General features: G+C 40.5%; 14 protein-coding genes, 1 other RNA gene and 1 other annotated feature. Of the genes, 1 reads left to right on the forward strand and 14 read right to left on the reverse strand.

The genetic code is table 11. From position 1 onward, the window contains the following. Nucleotides 1-31 precede the first annotated feature (31 nt). The 11 genes from BM098_RS00395 to cymR all read right to left on the reverse strand — a co-directional run bounded on the left by BM098_RS00395 (nucleotide 32) and on the right by cymR (nucleotide 12,017). A complete protein-coding gene (locus BM098_RS00395) occupies nucleotides 32-676 on the reverse strand; it encodes an O-methyltransferase (RefSeq protein WP_234987361.1) in 645 nt (214 codons plus the stop codon). A 60-nt stretch (nucleotides 677-736) separates the two neighbouring features. Then, nucleotides 737-1,924 (reverse strand): endolytic transglycosylase MltG, encoded by a 1,188-nt coding sequence (gene mltG / locus BM098_RS00400; protein WP_234987362.1) that lies wholly within the window; start codon nucleotides 1,922-1,924, stop codon nucleotides 737-739. 225 nt (nucleotides 1,925-2,149) lie between these two features. Next, a complete protein-coding gene (locus tag BM098_RS00405) occupies nucleotides 2,150-2,431 on the reverse strand; it encodes a DUF1292 domain-containing protein (RefSeq protein ID WP_089829253.1) in 282 nt (93 codons plus the stop codon). A 31-nt stretch (nucleotides 2,432-2,462) separates the two neighbouring features. Further along, the gene (gene ruvX, locus BM098_RS00410; RefSeq protein WP_089829254.1) at nucleotides 2,463-2,876 is read right to left on the reverse strand and encodes a Holliday junction resolvase RuvX; all 414 of its coding nucleotides are present in this window, start codon (nucleotides 2,874-2,876) and stop codon (nucleotides 2,463-2,465) included. A 1-nt stretch (nucleotide 2,877) separates the two neighbouring features. After that, nucleotides 2,878-3,144: an IreB family regulatory phosphoprotein gene (locus tag BM098_RS00415; protein WP_062319040.1), complete on the reverse strand. Its 267-nt coding sequence runs from the start codon at nucleotides 3,142-3,144 to the stop codon at nucleotides 2,878-2,880. Between the two features lie 88 nt (nucleotides 3,145-3,232). Further along, nucleotides 3,233-5,866, reverse strand: coding sequence for an alanine--tRNA ligase (alaS, locus tag BM098_RS00420; RefSeq protein WP_089829256.1), 2,634 nt, complete (start codon nucleotides 5,864-5,866; stop codon nucleotides 3,233-3,235). Between the two features lie 88 nt (nucleotides 5,867-5,954). Then, nucleotides 5,955-6,162, reverse strand: a binding site (T-box leader). 111 nt (nucleotides 6,163-6,273) lie between these two features. Further along, nucleotides 6,274-8,601 (reverse strand): SF1B family DNA helicase RecD2, encoded by a 2,328-nt coding sequence (gene recD2 / locus BM098_RS00425; protein WP_234987363.1) that lies wholly within the window; start codon nucleotides 8,599-8,601, stop codon nucleotides 6,274-6,276. A gap of 17 nt (nucleotides 8,602-8,618) precedes the next feature. Next, on the reverse strand, nucleotides 8,619-9,281 hold the full coding sequence (locus BM098_RS00430) for a tetratricopeptide repeat protein (RefSeq protein ID WP_089829260.1): 663 nt from the start codon (nucleotides 9,279-9,281) through the stop codon (nucleotides 8,619-8,621). A 25-nt stretch (nucleotides 9,282-9,306) separates the two neighbouring features. Continuing rightward, nucleotides 9,307-10,416, reverse strand: coding sequence for a tRNA 2-thiouridine(34) synthase MnmA (gene mnmA, locus BM098_RS00435; RefSeq protein WP_089829262.1), 1,110 nt, complete (start codon nucleotides 10,414-10,416; stop codon nucleotides 9,307-9,309). Nucleotides 10,417-10,431: 15 nt separating this feature from the next. Then, a complete protein-coding gene (locus BM098_RS00440) occupies nucleotides 10,432-11,580 on the reverse strand; it encodes a cysteine desulfurase family protein (RefSeq protein WP_089829264.1) in 1,149 nt (382 codons plus the stop codon). Between the two features lie 17 nt (nucleotides 11,581-11,597). Then, entirely contained in the window at nucleotides 11,598-12,017 is a 420-nt protein-coding gene (cymR, locus tag BM098_RS00445; protein WP_089829266.1) for a cysteine metabolism transcriptional regulator CymR, read from the reverse strand. Nucleotides 12,018-12,210: 193 nt separating this feature from the next. On the opposite strand from cymR, the gene BM098_RS00450 reads away from it, so the two are divergent. Continuing rightward, nucleotides 12,211-13,497: a replication-associated recombination protein A gene (locus tag BM098_RS00450; protein ID WP_089829269.1), complete on the forward strand. Its 1,287-nt coding sequence runs from the start codon at nucleotides 12,211-12,213 to the stop codon at nucleotides 13,495-13,497. Between the two features lie 197 nt (nucleotides 13,498-13,694). On the opposite strand, the gene ssrS is transcribed toward BM098_RS00450, so the two are convergent. The 3 genes from ssrS to hisS all read right to left on the reverse strand — a co-directional run bounded on the left by ssrS (nucleotide 13,695) and on the right by hisS (nucleotide 17,002). Further along, nucleotides 13,695-13,879, reverse strand: a non-coding RNA gene (gene ssrS, locus BM098_RS00455) — 6S RNA. A 66-nt stretch (nucleotides 13,880-13,945) separates the two neighbouring features. Further along, nucleotides 13,946-15,724 carry an aspartate--tRNA ligase gene (aspS, locus tag BM098_RS00460; protein ID WP_089829271.1) on the reverse strand — a complete coding sequence of 593 codons (1,779 nt, stop codon included), beginning with the start codon at nucleotides 15,722-15,724 and terminating at the stop codon, nucleotides 13,946-13,948. Nucleotides 15,725-15,736: 12 nt separating this feature from the next. After that, the gene (gene hisS / locus BM098_RS00465; RefSeq protein WP_089829273.1) at nucleotides 15,737-17,002 is read right to left on the reverse strand and encodes a histidine--tRNA ligase; all 1,266 of its coding nucleotides are present in this window, start codon (nucleotides 17,000-17,002) and stop codon (nucleotides 15,737-15,739) included. Between the last annotated feature and the right edge of the window lie 53 nt (nucleotides 17,003-17,055).

Consider the following 17,055-nt stretch of genomic DNA (forward strand, 5'->3'; position numbering starts at 1 on the left):
ACCCCTTTATTGAAATATATTCTCATGTTTGTTAATCATTCATTTGTCGCGTGGTGATAGCAACACCATCACCAACAGGTACAATCACCGTCTCAAATCCTTCTCGGTCCATTAACCACTGATTGTAGCGGTCAATCTTTTGAGACAGTTTAGCTAGACGTTTACTCGCCTCACTTGCATCTGACACATAACCTTTAAACAGGACATTGTCTGTAATAATCATCGCGTGCTCAGTCAGGTTAGTCGAAAACGTTTCAAAAAAACGTTGGTATTGACCTTTAGCTGCATCAATAAACACAACATCAAACGGTCCCTTATGGTTCAACTCATCGGCCAAGTCAAACGCATCGCCGTGTAACACTTCTACTTGTTGATGTTCGTCATACTGATTGATATTCGCCATCGCGGCCTCGAAACGGACGTCATCTCGTTCTACTGTCACCACTTGAATATTTGTATCCACACTAGCCATCTGTAGAGCTGAATAACCAATCGCCGCCCCAATTTCTAATATGCGAGTCGGTCGATGGAGACGAATTAACTGTTTTAAAAAGGCAATTCCGTCTTGCTCCATAATTGGAACATGCTGCTCTTTTGCTTGGTATTCCATTACATCAAACGGATAGCTTGAGGTTGTTGTTAAGCGTTTTATATAGTCAAAGACATGTGCGTCCATCATTTTCACCTTCCTTTTTACACAGAGAAAATCAGGGAACTCACTTCCCTGATTCTCTTTTTAAATATCACGATTTAAATATTCATTTGCTTTTCGTCGATGCTCTTCAAACGTTTCAGAGTAATAAATTTCACCATCAGCTGCGACAAAGTATAAATAATTTGTTTCGCTAGGATTAATCACTGCTTCTAGTGAGCTTTCACCAAAATTAGCAATAGGACCAATCGGCAATCCATATACTTGATACGTATTATATGGTGAGTCTGTTTCTAAATCAGAGAACAACACACGATCCTTGTGCGCTCCAAGCGCATAAAGGACGGTAGGGTCTGTTTCAAGTCGCATACCTTCTGCTAAACGGTTATAAAAAACACCGGCAATCATTTTACGTTCTTCTTCATTTCTCGCTTCACGCTCAACCAGTGAACTAAAGGTGAAAATTTCATGGATAGTGAATGCTTCTAATTCGTCAATTTCGGCAAAATAAGTAAGGAGTACATCTTCCGTTTTATCAAGCATTTGTTCGATAATCGTTTCCATTGCCGGTGTATCTTCATACATCGGATACGTCGCCGCAAACAAATAGCCTTCTAATGGGTAACGAATATCCTCATCTAAAATCGTCTCTGATAAAATACTTGGATATTTTTTAATTAATGATTCAATATAAGTTTCATCGGTCATTAATTCTAAGAAAGCTTCCGTATCAATGTTTGCTTTATTGCTGAGCAATTCGGCAATCTCTTCAATGGTACGTCCTTCTGGGATCGTCACAAAGTATTTTGCTTCTTCGACAATTCGACCAGATTGTAATGCCGTTGATACTTCGTCTAACGTCATACTTGGCGATAAAGTGTAATCCCCAGCTTGAAAATCGGTTACATTATTGACTTTAATGTAAATACGATACATTAAGTCATTATTAATGACACCACTTTCTTCCAAAAGGTTGGCAATGGTTGATGATGACGATCCTAAAGGAATCGTCACTTCTATTGTTTCAGTACTTGATGCATCGACTGGGCTTAACCCATCCGTAATATAGTCGTAGGCAAACTTCCCACCGAAACCGATGAGGATCATGAATACAATAATCGCAACTACAACAATTCGGCGGGTAATACTCGCCTCCTTGGCTCGGCTTAGAAAGTTATGGTGCATTTTTTGTTTTGTCTCTTCAAATGTATTCGCTTCGCTTTTATGTTCATCACTTAGTTCTTCTTGATTATGGTTTTTATCATTTGTCACATGCGTCCCTCCTCATCTGATACATTATACTAAAAGCCGACGTATTTTTCCACAGCTTTCTGTTATTTAACTGATTAAACTGTCGCCTCGTTATTACGCACACTATATTGTAGACGTTAAAGAAACGCTGTCTGTTACATATTAAAAGTAAATAGAGCCCAAAACAGCAAAAAACACACAAAGTCAGCGAACCGACTCTGTATGTTTTCACTTTCACCCTCTAATTTAGAGATCCATTTGATCAACAAGGGTATTAAAAGTTTCTTCAACGATATCCCATTCTTCATCTGATTCGATTGAGAATAACATTAAATCATCTTGGTTGTCTTTTTCTTCATAACGGAAGACAAATACTTCTTGTTCTTCATCCTCTGATTGTTCAACGGGAACAACCGCCACGTATGATTGATCGTTGTCCTCGATATCAAAAGTAAAAATCACCTCGTAAAGATTTTCTTCACCGTTTTCTCCAGGAATGATAATGCGTTCTTCTTCAATTAAAGCCATATGCTTTGACCTCCTTTATCTATATTTATTGTTACTTTGAGTCAAGGTAACCTTGTAAAATCATCACGGCTGCCATTTTATCAATGACTTTTTTCCGCTTCTTACGACTGACGTCAGCTTCTAATAAAACACGTTCAGCTGCCATTGTTGATAACCGTTCATCCCACATCACCGTCGGCAGGCCAAACGTCTTCTCAATATGCTTCTGATAGTGGAGTGCTTTTTCACCACGATCGCCGATATCATTATTCATATGTTTCGGCAGACCAATCACGACTTCAGAAATGTCATGTTCCTGTATGATTTGTCTTAACTCCTCATCAGCTGAGGTAATAGCTTCCTCTTCCCACCGAATTGTTTTAATCCCTTGTGCTGTCCATCCCAACATGTCACTCACAGCAACACCGATGGTTTTCGAGCCCACATCTAAACCCATTTTTTTCATATTATACCTCTTTATGTTGATCGATAAAATCTTTAACTAATACTTCGATGAGTTCATCACGGTCGAGGCGACGAATAAGGTTTCTCGCATCCTTATATCGCGGAATATAGGCTGGGTCACCAGAAAGTAAATAACCAACAATCTGATTAATCGGGTGATAACCTTTCTCCTCTAATGCGTGATAGACAGTTAATAAGACGTCTTTAACGTTTGTTTCAACTGGCTCCTCTGAGAAATTAAATTTCATCGTCTGATCCATATTCTCCATACTAACACCTCGTCCTTAACTGAAGTTTTCTTAATGACGTAATCCTTACTTACGACCATTATACCGTTAATGAGGGCTATTTAACAAGTTATCCGAGTGAAGAAATCATTGTTTTTACTTCTTGTAGAGCTGCGGATACTTTTTCAGGTTCTTTCCCACCTGCTTGTGCCATGTCTGGACGACCGCCACCACCGCCGCCACATACCGTTGCGGCTTGTTTAATTAGTTTACCAGCATGATACCCTTGGTCGACAAGATTTTTTGATACCCCGCTCGCAAATTGGACTTTACCATCATTCACAGCGGCTAGCAGAATAATGCCCGATGGTAGTTTTTGTTTTAAATCATCGACCATTGAACGGAGTTGATTCATGTCAGAAACATTGACTTGTTCGATTAAACAAGGCACCTCGTTAATATGTTCAACTTTATCTAGAATATTTTTTGCTTCATAGCTTGATAATTTTTGTTGTAAGGCATCGTATTCTTTTTGTACGTGTTTCAGCTCACTAAACAAATGATCAAGTTTTTCTGGTACGTTTAGTGGGTTCGCTTTTAATTTTTCAGCCGCTTGTTTTAAGGCCACTTCTTGATTATTAACAAATTGATAGGCCCCTTTTGCCGTAACAGCTTCAATTCGGCGTGTACCCGCCCCAATACCTGACTCTGAGACAATTTTAAACAAACCAATTTCTGCCGTGTTGAAAACATGACAGCCACCACAAAGTTCTAAGCTATAATCACCTACTTTAACAACACGTACGACGTCACCATACTTCTCACCAAAGAGTGCCATCGCACCCATTTGTTTTGCTTCTTCGATGGAACGATTCGTAATCTCAACCGGAAGTGAGGCCCAGATTTGTTCATTCACCTTTGTTTCAATGGCTAGAAGTTCTTCAGATGAAACAGCACTAAAATGTGAGAAGTCAAAACGTAAGCGACCATCACCAACAAGCGACCCCGCTTGATTGACATGCGTGCCTAACACATCTTTTAACGCTTGATGCAACAGATGCGTCGCGGTATGATTTTTCTCAATCAATAGGCGACGTTCACGGTCAATTTGTGCCGTAACGCTCTCGTTTAATTCAAGCTCACCTTTTGTGATTTCAATGCGGTGCAAGTGTTGGCCTTTCGGTGCTTTTGTTACTTCTTTAACCATCGCCTTAAAATGATCATTATAAATCATACCTAAGTCTGACTGTTGGCCACCACTTTCTGCATAAAATGGTGTTTCAGCTAAAATAACAAACGCCTCTTTGCTCGTAAGTTTTTCAACGAAGGTTTGATTTTCAATCATCGCCACCACGGTTGTATGAACGTCACGGGTCTTATAACCGACAAATGTACTATCTTTTGTTAAGTCACTAAAGACACTGTCTTGAACTTGCATCGAATCGACTTTTTGACGCGCATTACGCGCACGTGCTTTTTGTTTTTCCATTTCTGACAAGAAACCTGCTTTATCAATGGTAAAACCTTGTTCATGGGCGTATTCTTCTGTCAGTTCTTTCGGGAAACCGTAGGTATCGTATAGTTTAAATACGTATGCACCTGGCACCACAGTTTCATTGTTCTTCGTTTGTTGGTCAATAATATCAGACAGGATAACGAGTCCCTCATGCAATGTTTCATGGAATCGTTCTTCTTCTGTTTGAATCACATTCATAATAAAGTCTTGTTTTTGTTTTACCTCTGGATAGAAAGCTTCCATAATAGAAGCCACCGTTGGCACAAGTGACGCCATAAAGACTTTTTCAATCCCGAGTTGCTTACTAAAACGGACCGCGCGTCTTAATAATCGTCTTAACACATACCCACGACCCTCGTTAGAAGGTAAGGCCCCGTCACCGACCGCAAAACTAACCGTACGGATATGGTCACTGATCACTTTAAAGGCTGTGTCTGTTTCTTTTTTATCACCATAATTAACGGTTGTTAACTTTTCAACTTCTTTAATAATCGGTAAGAATAAATCTGTTTCAAAGTTTGTGTCTGTCCCTTGAATGACTGACACAATCCGTTCAAGTCCCATCCCCGTATCAATATTTTTCTTTGGTAGGGGGGTATAGGTACCATCAGGATTATGATTGTACTGAGAAAAGACGAGATTCCAAATTTCTAAATAACGGTCATTCTCGCCACCAGGGTAAAGTTCAGGATCATTTAAATCATTGCCATACACTTCCCCGCGGTCATAGAAAATCTCTGTATTCGGTCCACTTGGTCCTTCTCCGATATCCCAGAAGTTTTCTTCTAGACGAATGATGCGTTCTTCCGGAAGTTTAATCGTCTCTTTCCAATAGTTAAATGCTTCATCATCTTCTGGGTGGACAGTGACTGAAATTTTTTCCGGGTCAAAACCAATCCATTTATCACTCGTAAGGAATTCCCATGCGTACTCAATCGCGGCTTCTTTAAAGTAATCACCAATCGAAAAGTTCCCTAACATTTCAAAGAACGTATGGTGACGTGGGGTATAGCCGACATTTTCAATATCATTTGTTCGAATTGATTTTTGCGCATTAGCTAAACGCGGGTTATCTGGCACGACGCGGCCATCAAAATATTTCTTTAATGTTGCGACGCCAGAATTGATCCATAATAACGTCGGATCTTCTTGTGGGATGAGTGAGGCACTCGGTTCTATTCGGTGACCTTTTGATTCAAAGAAATCTAAAAACATTTGTCTTACTTCACTTGAGGTTAATGCTTTCATCTGTATTCGCTCCTTTATCTACCATGACTTATCTATAGTTTTATTGCTAACGATAGGCAATATAAAAACTCCCATCCCTGCAATATCTTGCAGGGACGAGAGTTATCTTCGCGGTACCACCCTGATTATAGCTAGCGCTATCACCTTTAATGAATGATAACGGCATTCAACCGGTAAATGGTTCATTTACACTCAAAACGAGCTTCCATACCTCTTCATTTCGCTCACCTTACAGCCTAGGGTGGGCGTCTCTTTAAAATGGGCTGATATGTACTCCTGTTTCTCAACGTTTTTTTCTATCGTTTCAACCGATATTATAGAGAATCTTTACGCCAAAGTCAATGAATAGTCTAGCTACTTTAGTCTGATGAGATCAAGGCAATAGTTTTACGTAATATCGCCTCACCTCACATAAAATCAAAAGGTGATACCTCTTCACCTTCTAATGCTTGTTCTTCTAAATCTTCTTCTAGCTGTTCACGATAATCCTCATCAGTGAAGACACCGGTTAATCGTTCAATAAGCGTCGTGTAACGTTCATTCGTATCAATCGTCGTGACCCCTTCTAAAAAGGCAGATTGATCGCCGCAAATAATTAATGATTGTTTCGCCCGGGTCATCGCGGTATAGAGTAAGTTTTTCCTAAGCATTCGCCGGTAAGCGCGGTCAACTGGCATAACAACGATGGGGAACTCACTGCCTTGTGACTTATGAATTGAAATACAATAAGCATGAGTAATATTCAATAAATCTTGTCTAGTATAAGTTACATCATCGTCCTCAAACGTCACAATCACTTGGTCTTCGCCTTCTACATTTTCTTTCTCCCAAAAAATAGCGGTGATTTTACCAATATCGCCATTAAACACATTGTCTTCTGGTTGATTCACAAGCTGAATCACTTTATCACCGGTTCTAAACACGGTATCTTTCGTATGAAGTTCACGTGCGCCTTTTCGCTTAGGATTCACGACCGATTGAATCCGGGTATTAATTTCATTAATACCGACATCCGTTTTATACATTGGTGCTAAAATTTGAATGTCTTGAATATCAAATCCACGTGCTATCGCTCGGGTCACAATCGTTTCAATAGAATGCAACAATTGATGGCGTTGACATGGGATAAAATTAAAATCACTTGCCTTTATTAAATCATCTGCTGTTAATTCATCATGTTTTATTCGATGCGCCAATGTAATAATTTTTGACCCTTCTTTTTGCCGGTACACTTCATCAAGTTTAATTTGTGTCACTTGCTGACTATGTAATAAATCACTTAACACTTGTCCGGGTCCAACAGATGGTAGCTGATCCTCATCACCTACAAGCAACACTTGCATTGTAGACGGAATCGCTTTAAACAATTGATTGGCTAAAAACACATCGACCATCGAAAATTCATCAATGATAATCATCTTGCCTTCTAATGGATTGTCTTGTGTTTTCTCAAAATGTTGATGGCCGTCCCATCCGAGTAAGCGGTGAATCGTGTAAGCAGGTAAGCCAGTTGATTCGGTAATCCGTTTTGCGGCTCTTCCGGTCGGGGCTGTCAGTATATAGGGAAACTCACTGCGTTTTGTGTAATCTTGTAATTTCATACTAACATCATTTAATTCGCTATAGGCTTTTAAAATCCCCTTAATCACCGTTGTCTTCCCGGTACCAGGACCACCGGTTAAAATCATCACTTTCGTCATAAGCGCTTGTTTGATCGCGTCGTACTGAACTTTGCCGTAAGTTAAATGTTCTTCTTCCTCAACTTCACCGACAACTTTAAGTAAGTCCGCCTCCACAACCGTCTCTTCAACTTCAAGTTCACTGATCCGCTTCAACTGTGTCGTCAGTCCAGCTTCCGCATAATAACTAACTGGCAGGTAAACGCGGTCATTTTCCTCAACTAGGTACTCTTCTTCTGCCATTTCGATTAATTCTTTCGTCAACATCTCATCAGTAATACCATACCGCCGTGCTTCCAATAAGCGATTGACCTTATCCTTTACCTTATCTACTGGCAAAAACACATGGCCATCATTTAATGATTCATTGAGGATATAAAGAATACCCGCCCGAATTCTTGACGGATGGTTTAAGCTAATGCCATAATCTGTCGCAATTAAATCCGCACGATGAAACCCGAACCCTTCAATATCAAATACGTATTGATACGGGTTTTCTTCTAAGATATTAATGGCCTCATCTTGATAATGTTGATAAATCTTTTGTGCAAGTTTTAGACCAATACCCACCTTTTGCAAGGCAACAACGATGGTATCAAACCCCTGATATGTCTTTAATCGCTCGACTAAAATCGTCCGACGTTCATCATTTAGTCCTTTAATATCTTTTAGCACATCAGGCTCTTTAATTATTTTATTAATTGCCCCGTCCCCAAGCGCCTCAACAATTCGGCTTGCTGTTTTCTTTCCAATTTTGGGGAAGAGGTCACTCGATAAATAACTGACAAGACCTTCTTCTGTCTTTGGAACATAGCGCTCATAGTGATCGACATGATACTGCTCACCAAATTTTTTATGATGGACAAACGTTCCGTAAAAGACATACGCCTCTCCGGGGAATATTTCACCAAAATAGCCCTTTACAACGAGTTCATCTTCATCAAATGCTTCGTTTGTCTTTAACACCTTTATTTTCGCAATAGAAAAGTGTTCGGCTTGATTGGTATAAATCGTATAAATCAATTCCCCACGAATATACTTCGTTTCTTCTGACACGTCCACCGCCCACTTTCTTACTGTTGGTCTAATATTTGTTCAATTTGCATCAGCGTTCCTTGTGCTAGGGTATGTTCCGGGTCTAAGTCAAGCACACAATTTAAATCTTTGATTGCTTCATCTGTCCGCTCTAAAAACAAATCACACAGAGCCCGGTTATAGAGTGCATCAGCATGTGTTGGGTAACTTTGATAGACGCCATCAAATACACGACGTGCTTCATCTAAATGCGATAGCTCAGCTAAAGCTAAACCGTACTGCATCGCTATATCCATGTCATCGGGATTCATTTCGCTTGCACGCATGAGAAATGGAAGGGCTAGTTTTATATCTTCACGTTTCACATGAGCTAAGCCAATCATAAAATAGACATCAGCCTCTGTTAACCCTAGATCAACTGCTTCTGTGTAGTGGCGAAGCGCTTGTTTATACTGTTGTTGTTCAAACGCAATATTACCTAAACCGTAATAAGCTGTGCCTGCTTTCGGATCAAGCTCTAGTGCTTTTTCGTAAAAACTAATGGCGCGTTCTGTATCATTTATATGTGCTAATACATGCCCAAAGTTAATGTAACCGACTGGATTGTCTGGTTCTGTTTCGATTGCGTCATTAAAAGCTTTCACAGCCATTTCATAGTTCTCATCTTGCATATATTTAATCCCTTGTTCGATGTAAGTCATTTCGGTCTCCTCTCTTTATGCTTTATTATCCTAAATAATCGAGACGCTCACCCTGTTTATACACCTCATCAATCGTCGCTCCACCTAAACACACCTCATCTTGATAAAAGACGACCGCTTGACCTGGGGTGACTGCCTTTTCTTCTTGGTCGAACATAACGTAAAGGGTACCATCTGGTCTTTGCGTAACCGTTACACCAGAATCTTTTTGACGGTATCTAAATTTTGCGGTGGCTTTAAATGTCATTTCCTCAATCGGATTAACAAAGTTAACATCAGACGCAAGTAAAGCATCTGATGCTAAATACGGATTATGTTCACCCGCTTCAACATAGAGCACATTGTCTTTTAAGTTTTTTCCAACGACAAACCACGGGCCGCCTGGACCACCAATACCGAGTCCTTGGCGTTGACCAATTGTGTAGTACATTAACCCATCATGTTCTCCTTTATCCACACCGTCCATCGTTTTGATTCGACCAGGTTGTGCAGGTAAATACTCACTTAAGAATGTTTTGAAATCACGCTCGCCGATAAAACAAATCCCCGTACTGTCTTTTTTCTTGGCCGTTGCTAAATCATGGTCTAAGGCAATCTTTCTGACTTCTTTTTTCGGTAAGTGACCGAGTGGAAACATGACTTTTTCTAACACATCTTTCGACAGTTGGTTTAAGAAATACGTTTGATCTTTATTATCATCGACACCACGCAATAATTCGATTTTACCGTTTTCTCGCCTTAGCTGAGCGTAATGACCTGTTGCGACATAATCCGCTCCGAGAGAAAGTGCATGGTCTAAAAACGCCTTAAATTTGATTTCTTTATTACACATCACATCAGGATTTGGGGTGCGACCTTTTTTATATTCATCTAGAAAATAGGTAAACACTTTATCCCAATATTGTTTTTCAAAGTTAACCGCAAAATACGGGATATCCAGTTGATTACAGACACGAATCACATCTTCATAATCTTCTGTCGCCGTACAAAAACCATCTTCATCAGTATCATCCCAGTTTTTCATAAAAATACCGATCACATCATAACCTTGTTGTTTCAGTAATAACGCTGTGACGGAAGAATCTACGCCTCCACTCATACCAACAACGACCCGGGTCTGTTTATTGTTACTCATAATTATCTGCTCCTTTTAATTCGCTAACGTTCTTAACCGTTCAATAGTTTGTTTGACACGCTTTACAACTTCAATCATTGCCTTTTCAGTATGATGAAGACCAAAACTAAACCGAATGGCACTCAACGTGCGCTCATCTTTTTCTCCGTACATCGCCTTTAACACATGTGAGGACGTCATCGATCCTGCTGTACATGCACTGCCCGATGAGACGAATACCCCGTCCAAATCTAAATTCATGAGTACTTGTTCAATTCGGGTACCTAAGAAACTTACATTACAAATCAATGGACTGACCTTATCCTCGTCCCCATTGATGGTAATGTTAGCGATTGTGTTTACTTCCTTTTCAAACGTTGTTTTTAACTGTTGGAAATGCGCTTGACGGTTTAATTCTTCACCTAAAAACAGTTCAACCGCCTGTTTAAATCCAATAATACCAGGTAAGTTTTCCGTTCCTGGACGACGCTTACGTTCCTGATCGCCCCCATAAAAGAGCGGCTGTATTTTTACTGCTTGCCGTTTATAAAGCGCCCCAATCCCTTTTGGGCCGTTAACTTTATGCGCGGTTACAGTTAATAAATCCACCTGTAAATCTTCTACATCAAGTGGCACTATGCCGTAGGCTTGAACGGCATCGGTATGAAATACCGCTTGGTGGTCTTTTAACAGCTCACCAATGGCCTGGATGGGTTGAATCGTACCGACTTCATTATTTATCATCATGATTGATACGAGAATCGTTTCATCTGTTAGGGCCATTTTTACAGTATCAATCCCGACAACACCGGTTTCATCTACCGGTAAATACGTCACCGTAAATCCTCGTGTTTCTAAGTAGTGACAACTATCTAGCACCGCATGGTGTTCAATCGAAGATGTGATAATGTGCTTCCCTTTGTCTTGATGTTTTAAAGCTGTACCAATGATGGCTAAATTATCTGCTTCTGTGCCACCACTTGTAAAGATAATGTCTTTATCATTCGCCCCAAGTGACTTGGCGATGACCGTTCTCGCTTCATCTACCGCTTTTCTTGACTGCCGGCCCGATTGGTGAATGCTTGACGGGTTACCGAAGTTTTCAGTTAAAGCAGTCGACATCATTTGTGAGACATCAGGATGAAGCGGCGTTGTCGCCGCATGGTCAAAATATAATGTGTCCATTTGTTTCATCCTCTCTTTTAAATATAGAACATATACGGTTCATTTTCTCCCGTTTCTTTATAGGTAGCTAAATCATCGAGTGTCGTTGTGTCTAACACATTTTTAACGGCATCACGTATTTGAATCCATAGGTGTTGTTTTTCTGGACTTTCATCTTCAATTCCTTCAACTGGGGTAATAGGGCCTTCTAATATCCGAATTACATCTCCGGCTGTAATTTCATGGGCTGGTTTTGCGAGTTTATAACCACCATAAGCACCTCTCACACTTTTCACAAGGCCAGCGTTACGTAGTGGTGGGACTAATTGTTCTAAATAATGCTCACTTAGGTTATGCTCTTCTGCAATCCTTTTTAAAGACACCGGGCCTTCACCGTAATGTTTACTCAGGACAATCATTACGGTTAGTCCGTAACGTCCTTTCGTTGATATCTTCATCGATTAACACTCCTAGTCGTTTGTTTCTGTTTCCATTATATCATGAAGACGCGTCGACTCGCTATGTCTCCGGACGCATTAAACAGTTCACTATATTAATTCCTACAAATGTAGTATATTTTATATGAAACCGTCATACGACGTCAAGTCATTCGAAATGAATCAGACAATTTTGCGTTAAAGGAGTTTTTACATGGCAAAACAACCGCTCGCATATCGATTAAGACCTGAACATATTGGAGATATTATAGGGCAACAACATTTGATTGGAGAAGGAAACATGATCCGGCGGATGATTGATGCCAATCGTTTAAGTTCAATGATTTTATACGGGCCACCTGGGACTGGTAAAACCTCCATGGCAATGGCACTATCGGCGACACTTGGATTACGTTTTAAAGTATTAAATGCCGTCATTGATAAAAAGAAGGAGATTGAAATTGCGATTGAAGAGGCTAAGATGCATGGCAACTTGGTCGTGATTATGGATGAGGTTCACCGACTAGATAAGGCAAAACAAGATTATTTACTGCCACATGTTGAAAGTAATCTTATTACGTTAATTGGCTGCACAACGAGTAATCCATACCATGCCATCAATCCAGCAATTAGAAGCCGGGTTCACTTATTTGAACTTCAAGCCTTAACAAAGACAGATATATTAGAGGCCTTAAACCGGGCGATTGGCGATGAGAAAAAAGGGTTAGGTGATATACCGATCCAAGTGACCGATGAGGCCCTTCAGCATTTTGCGGATAGTTCAAGGGGTGATTTGCGTGCCGCTTTAAACGGGTTAGAGCTGGCGGCTTATTCTACTGCTAAAAACAGTGAAGGCATTATCGTTATTGATTTACATGTTGCCGAACAGTGCATGCAGAAAAAAAGCTTTACCCATGACAAAGGCGGGGATCATCATTATGATGTTCTCTCCGCCCTGCAGAAATCTATTCGCGGCAGTGATGTAGATGCTGCTCTCCACTATTTGGCGCGTCTAATTGAAGCAGGCGACTTAGATAGTATCGCTCGGCGTTTAACCGTCATTGCCTATGAAGATATTGGTCTCGGTAACCCGCAAGCAGGACCACGGACACTTCATGCGATTGAAGCCGCTGAACGGGTTGGTTTTCCAGAAGCACGTATTCCGCTTGCATCTATTACAGTAGAACTCGCCCTGTCACCAAAATCTAACGCTGCTTATAAAGCACTCGATCATGCCTTAAAGGATATTAGGTCGATGAATACTGGTGACGTACCTGATCATTTAAAAGATGCGCACTATCAAGGAGCAAAAGACATGGGGCATGGTACCGGCTATAAATATCCGCATGACTTTCCTGGTGCACGTGTGAAGCAGCAATACTTACCGGATAAAATTAGACATAAACAGTATTACCAACCAGTTGAAACTGGTAAATTTGAACGCGCCTTAAAACAAATGCATGAACAAATTAAAACGTTGAATAAAAATGAGTCATCGTAAACACATGAGACGGTTCACTGAACCCAGTCGCTTATGATTGCCGTTTGAATAACGGTATCGGTATCTAAGTAAAAGACACGCCACACTTACAAGTGACGTGTCTTTTTATGTTTAATTCATAAATCCAAACAGAACCTACACGTATCTATCGTAAAAAAGCTCACCCCTTGGGTGAGCTTTTAATCATCATGTATAAAGATAATCCCAATCGTGCCGTCTCAATAGAAAGTTTTGAACCCGCTCTAGGCAGGTGGGTGCCCTGTCCCTTGACTTTTAAGTCCTCAAACAAGTGGGGCATGTAATCCTCAAGAAAACATTGGGCTCCCGACTTTGAAATGTTCGGTCAAAACATTTGGATTTTCAACGAACACATCAGGATTAACTTGTAAAATCATTTTAGCATAGTTCACTTTGAAATTCAACCCTCTTTGTAAGGGATTACATCCGGCTATTCTGCTGAATTTTTCGTTCGATGATCTAAATGTAATTCTTGCATTTGAGCTTCACTAACGTTACCTGGTGCGTTGGTTAACGGATCGGATGCCGATGCTGTTTTCGGGAACAGAATCGTATCACGCAGATTCGTCTTACCAGCCAGTAACATCACTAAGCGGTCAAAACCAAGCGCAATCCCGCCGTGTGGTGGGGCACCATACTCAAGTGCTTGCATTAAGAAGGCAAATTGTTCATTGGCTTCTTCTTTTGTAAAGCCGAGTACTTCAAACATCTTTTCTTGTAAATCTTTCTTATAAATACGGAGTGAGCCACCGCCGAGTTCAAAGCCATTTAAAACTAAATCATATGCTGACGCTTTGACTTGTTCTGGTGCTGATGAGAGCTTATCAATATCTTGTTTTTGCGGCAGTGTGAATGGATGGTGCGCCGCAAAATAACGCCCTAAATCTTCATCGTATTCAAGTAATGGCCAATCAGTCACCCATAAGAAGTTAAAGATGGATTCATCAATCAAACCAAGATCTTTCGCTATTTTTTGACGTAATGCACCTAAGCTATCATAGACGACCGATGTTTTATCAGCTACAAATAATAATAAGTCATTATCTTTCGCTTCAAGCGCAGTTTGAAGCGCTTGTTGTTCATCCGCTTCAAAGAATTTCGCAATCGGACCGGTTAGCCCTTCATCTGTCACTTTAAGCCAAGCTAATCCTTTGGCACCGTAAATTTTTACAAAATCAGTTAGTTTATCAATGTCTTTACGTGAGAACTTATCTGCGAAACCACTGACATTAATTGCATTAACTTTACCACCACCAGCAACCGCATCTTTAAATACTTTAAATCCAGCATTTTTCACCGTTTCTGATAAATCAACAAGTTCTAAACCAAAACGCGTATCAGGTTTATCTGAACCGAAACGACTCATTGCTTCATCATAGGTAAGACGTGGCAGTGGTAATGTTAACTCTATACCCTTTACTTCTTTCATGACGCGCGCCATCATACGTTCTGTCATCGCCATAATCTCTTCTTCGGTCATAAAGCTTGTTTCAATATCGATTTGAGTGAATTCAGGCTGACGGTCTGCCCGTAAATCTTCATCACGAAAACAACGAGCGAATTGGAAGTAACGTTCAAAACCAGCAACCATTATTAACTGCTTAAATAATTGTGGTGATTGTGGTAACGCATAGAAATGTCCTTCATGAATCCGTGAAGGAACAAGGTAATCCCTCGCACCTTCAGGTGTACTTTTAGTCAACATGGGTGTTTCCATTTCTAAATAACCTTCATCATTTAAGAAAGAACGCATGACTTGAGACGCCTGGTGACGCAATTTAAACGTCTTTTGCATCGACTCACGTCGTAAATCAAGGTAGCGGTATTTTAATCGCACGTCCTCTGATACATCTTCACCGTCTAGTACAGTAAACGGTGGGTTTTTCGCTTCGTTTAATACCGTTACCGCTTCAACTAAAACCTCAATCTCTCCGGTAGCCATACGGTCATTAATTGTCGCATCATCACGCTTAACGACTTCACCTTGTACTTCAATAACATACTCACTGCGAACAGCCTCAGCAATCTGAAGTGCTGTTTCACTTTTCGCCGGTGTAAATACCGCTTGAGCGACACCACTGCGATCACGTAAATCAATAAAAATAAGTCCACCTAAATCACGGCGCTTTTGCACCCATCCTTTTAGTACAACGTGTTGACCTGCATCCGTAAGCCTAAGCTCCCCGGCAAGTTGTCTTTTCTCTGTCATCTTTTTATCCCCCTAGCGTTTTGATTGAATATGATTAACTACTGTATCAAAAGCGACCATTTCTTGTTCGCCTGTTGTCATATCTTTGACTGCTGCTTGCTTTAGATTTACTTCCTCTTCACCGAGGACCACGACAAATTTTGCTTCATTTCGGTCAGCATCTTTAAATTGAGCTTTCATTTTTCGGCCTAAATAATCTTTATCTACAGATAGACCACTCTTTCGTAATTGTTGCGTTAAGGTATACGCTGGTACTTTGGCGATATCCCCTAAACTCACGACATACACGTCCAATCCTTCGTTAACAGGCAGCGTAACCCCTTCATTTTCAAGTGCCATCAAGAGACGCTCGACACTTAAAGCAAATCCAATCCCTGGTGTCGCTGGTCCGTCTAAGTCTTCAACTAAACCATTGTAGCGTCCACCACCTGATAAGGTCGTAATTGCGCCAAAACCTTCTGCAGCACTCATAATCTCAAACGCCGTGTGATTATAATAATCTAATCCACGCACAAGGTTACTATCGACTTCATAGTCAATACCTGAGGCATCGAGATAAGCTTTTAAGTCTTCAAAGTATAAACGCGCTTCCTCAGTTAAATAATCTAATATTTTAGGCGCATCCACCATAGCATGGTGGTCACGATCTTTTTTACAATCAAGCACCCGCAGCGGGTTTTGGTCGAGTCGTGTTTGACAGTCTGAACATAGCTCCGCCCGGTAAGGATTAAAGTGTTCAACGAGAGCTTGACGATGATTTTCACGGCTTTCTTTATCACCCAATGAATTGATTACCAGTTTTAATGACTGTAGCCCGAGTGATTGATAGAACGTCATAGCTAAGGCGATCACTTCTGCATCAATGGCTGGGTCTTTACTACCGAGTGCCTCAACACCTAATTGAACGAATTGACGCATTCGACCTTGTTGCGGACGCTCATAACGGAACATTGGCCCGTTATAAAACAGTTTTTGTGGTTGTTTTGCTGAACCATAAAGCTTATTTTGTACAAAAGCACGTACAACAGAGGCCGTTCCTTCTGGGCGAAGGGTTAAACTTCTATTTCCTCGGTCTTCAAATGTGTACATCTCTTTTTGGACGATATCCGTCGTATCACCTACACCGCGCTGGAACAGCTCGGTATGTTCAAAAATAGGTGTTCTAATCTCTTGGTAATTAAATCGTCGACATATATCAATAAATGTCGATTCAATATATTGCCATTTTTCTGATTGTCCTGGCAGAATATCTTGCGTTCCTCGTGGTAAACGAATCATGTGAATCTCCCCTAATAAAATAGAATATTTTTACAAATTAGACATAAAAAAAA

This window comes from Halolactibacillus halophilus (genome assembly GCF_900115605.1).
Classification (GTDB): Bacteria; Bacillota; Bacilli; order Bacillales; family Amphibacillaceae; genus Halolactibacillus; species Halolactibacillus halophilus.

Coding starts and splice junctions, on each gene's coding strand:
- alaS (WP_089829256.1), bottom strand. CDS start 5,866: ATGAAAGCATTAACCTCAAGTGAAGTAAGACAAATGTTTTTAGATTTC.
- BM098_RS00430 (WP_089829260.1), bottom strand. CDS start 9,281: ATGACTTACATCGAACAAGGGATTAAATATATGCAAGATGAGAACTAT.
- hisS (WP_089829273.1), bottom strand. CDS start 17,002: ATGATTCGTTTACCACGAGGAACGCAAGATATTCTGCCAGGACAATCA.
- BM098_RS00395 (WP_234987361.1), bottom strand. CDS start 676: ATGGACGCACATGTCTTTGACTATATAAAACGCTTAACAACAACCTCA.
- BM098_RS00405 (WP_089829253.1), bottom strand. CDS start 2,431: ATGGCTTTAATTGAAGAAGAACGCATTATCATTCCTGGAGAAAACGGT.
- mnmA (WP_089829262.1), bottom strand. CDS start 10,416: ATGAGTAACAATAAACAGACCCGGGTCGTTGTTGGTATGAGTGGAGGC.
- cymR (WP_089829266.1), bottom strand. CDS start 12,017: ATGAAGATATCAACGAAAGGACGTTACGGACTAACCGTAATGATTGTC.
- BM098_RS00415 (WP_062319040.1), bottom strand. CDS start 3,144: ATGGAGAATATGGATCAGACGATGAAATTTAATTTCTCAGAGGAGCCA.
- BM098_RS00450 (WP_089829269.1), top strand. CDS start 12,211: ATGGCAAAACAACCGCTCGCATATCGATTAAGACCTGAACATATTGGA.
- aspS (WP_089829271.1), bottom strand. CDS start 15,724: ATGACAGAGAAAAGACAACTTGCCGGGGAGCTTAGGCTTACGGATGCA.
- ruvX (WP_089829254.1), bottom strand. CDS start 2,876: ATGAAAAAAATGGGTTTAGATGTGGGCTCGAAAACCATCGGTGTTGCT.
- BM098_RS00440 (WP_089829264.1), bottom strand. CDS start 11,580: ATGGACACATTATATTTTGACCATGCGGCGACAACGCCGCTTCATCCT.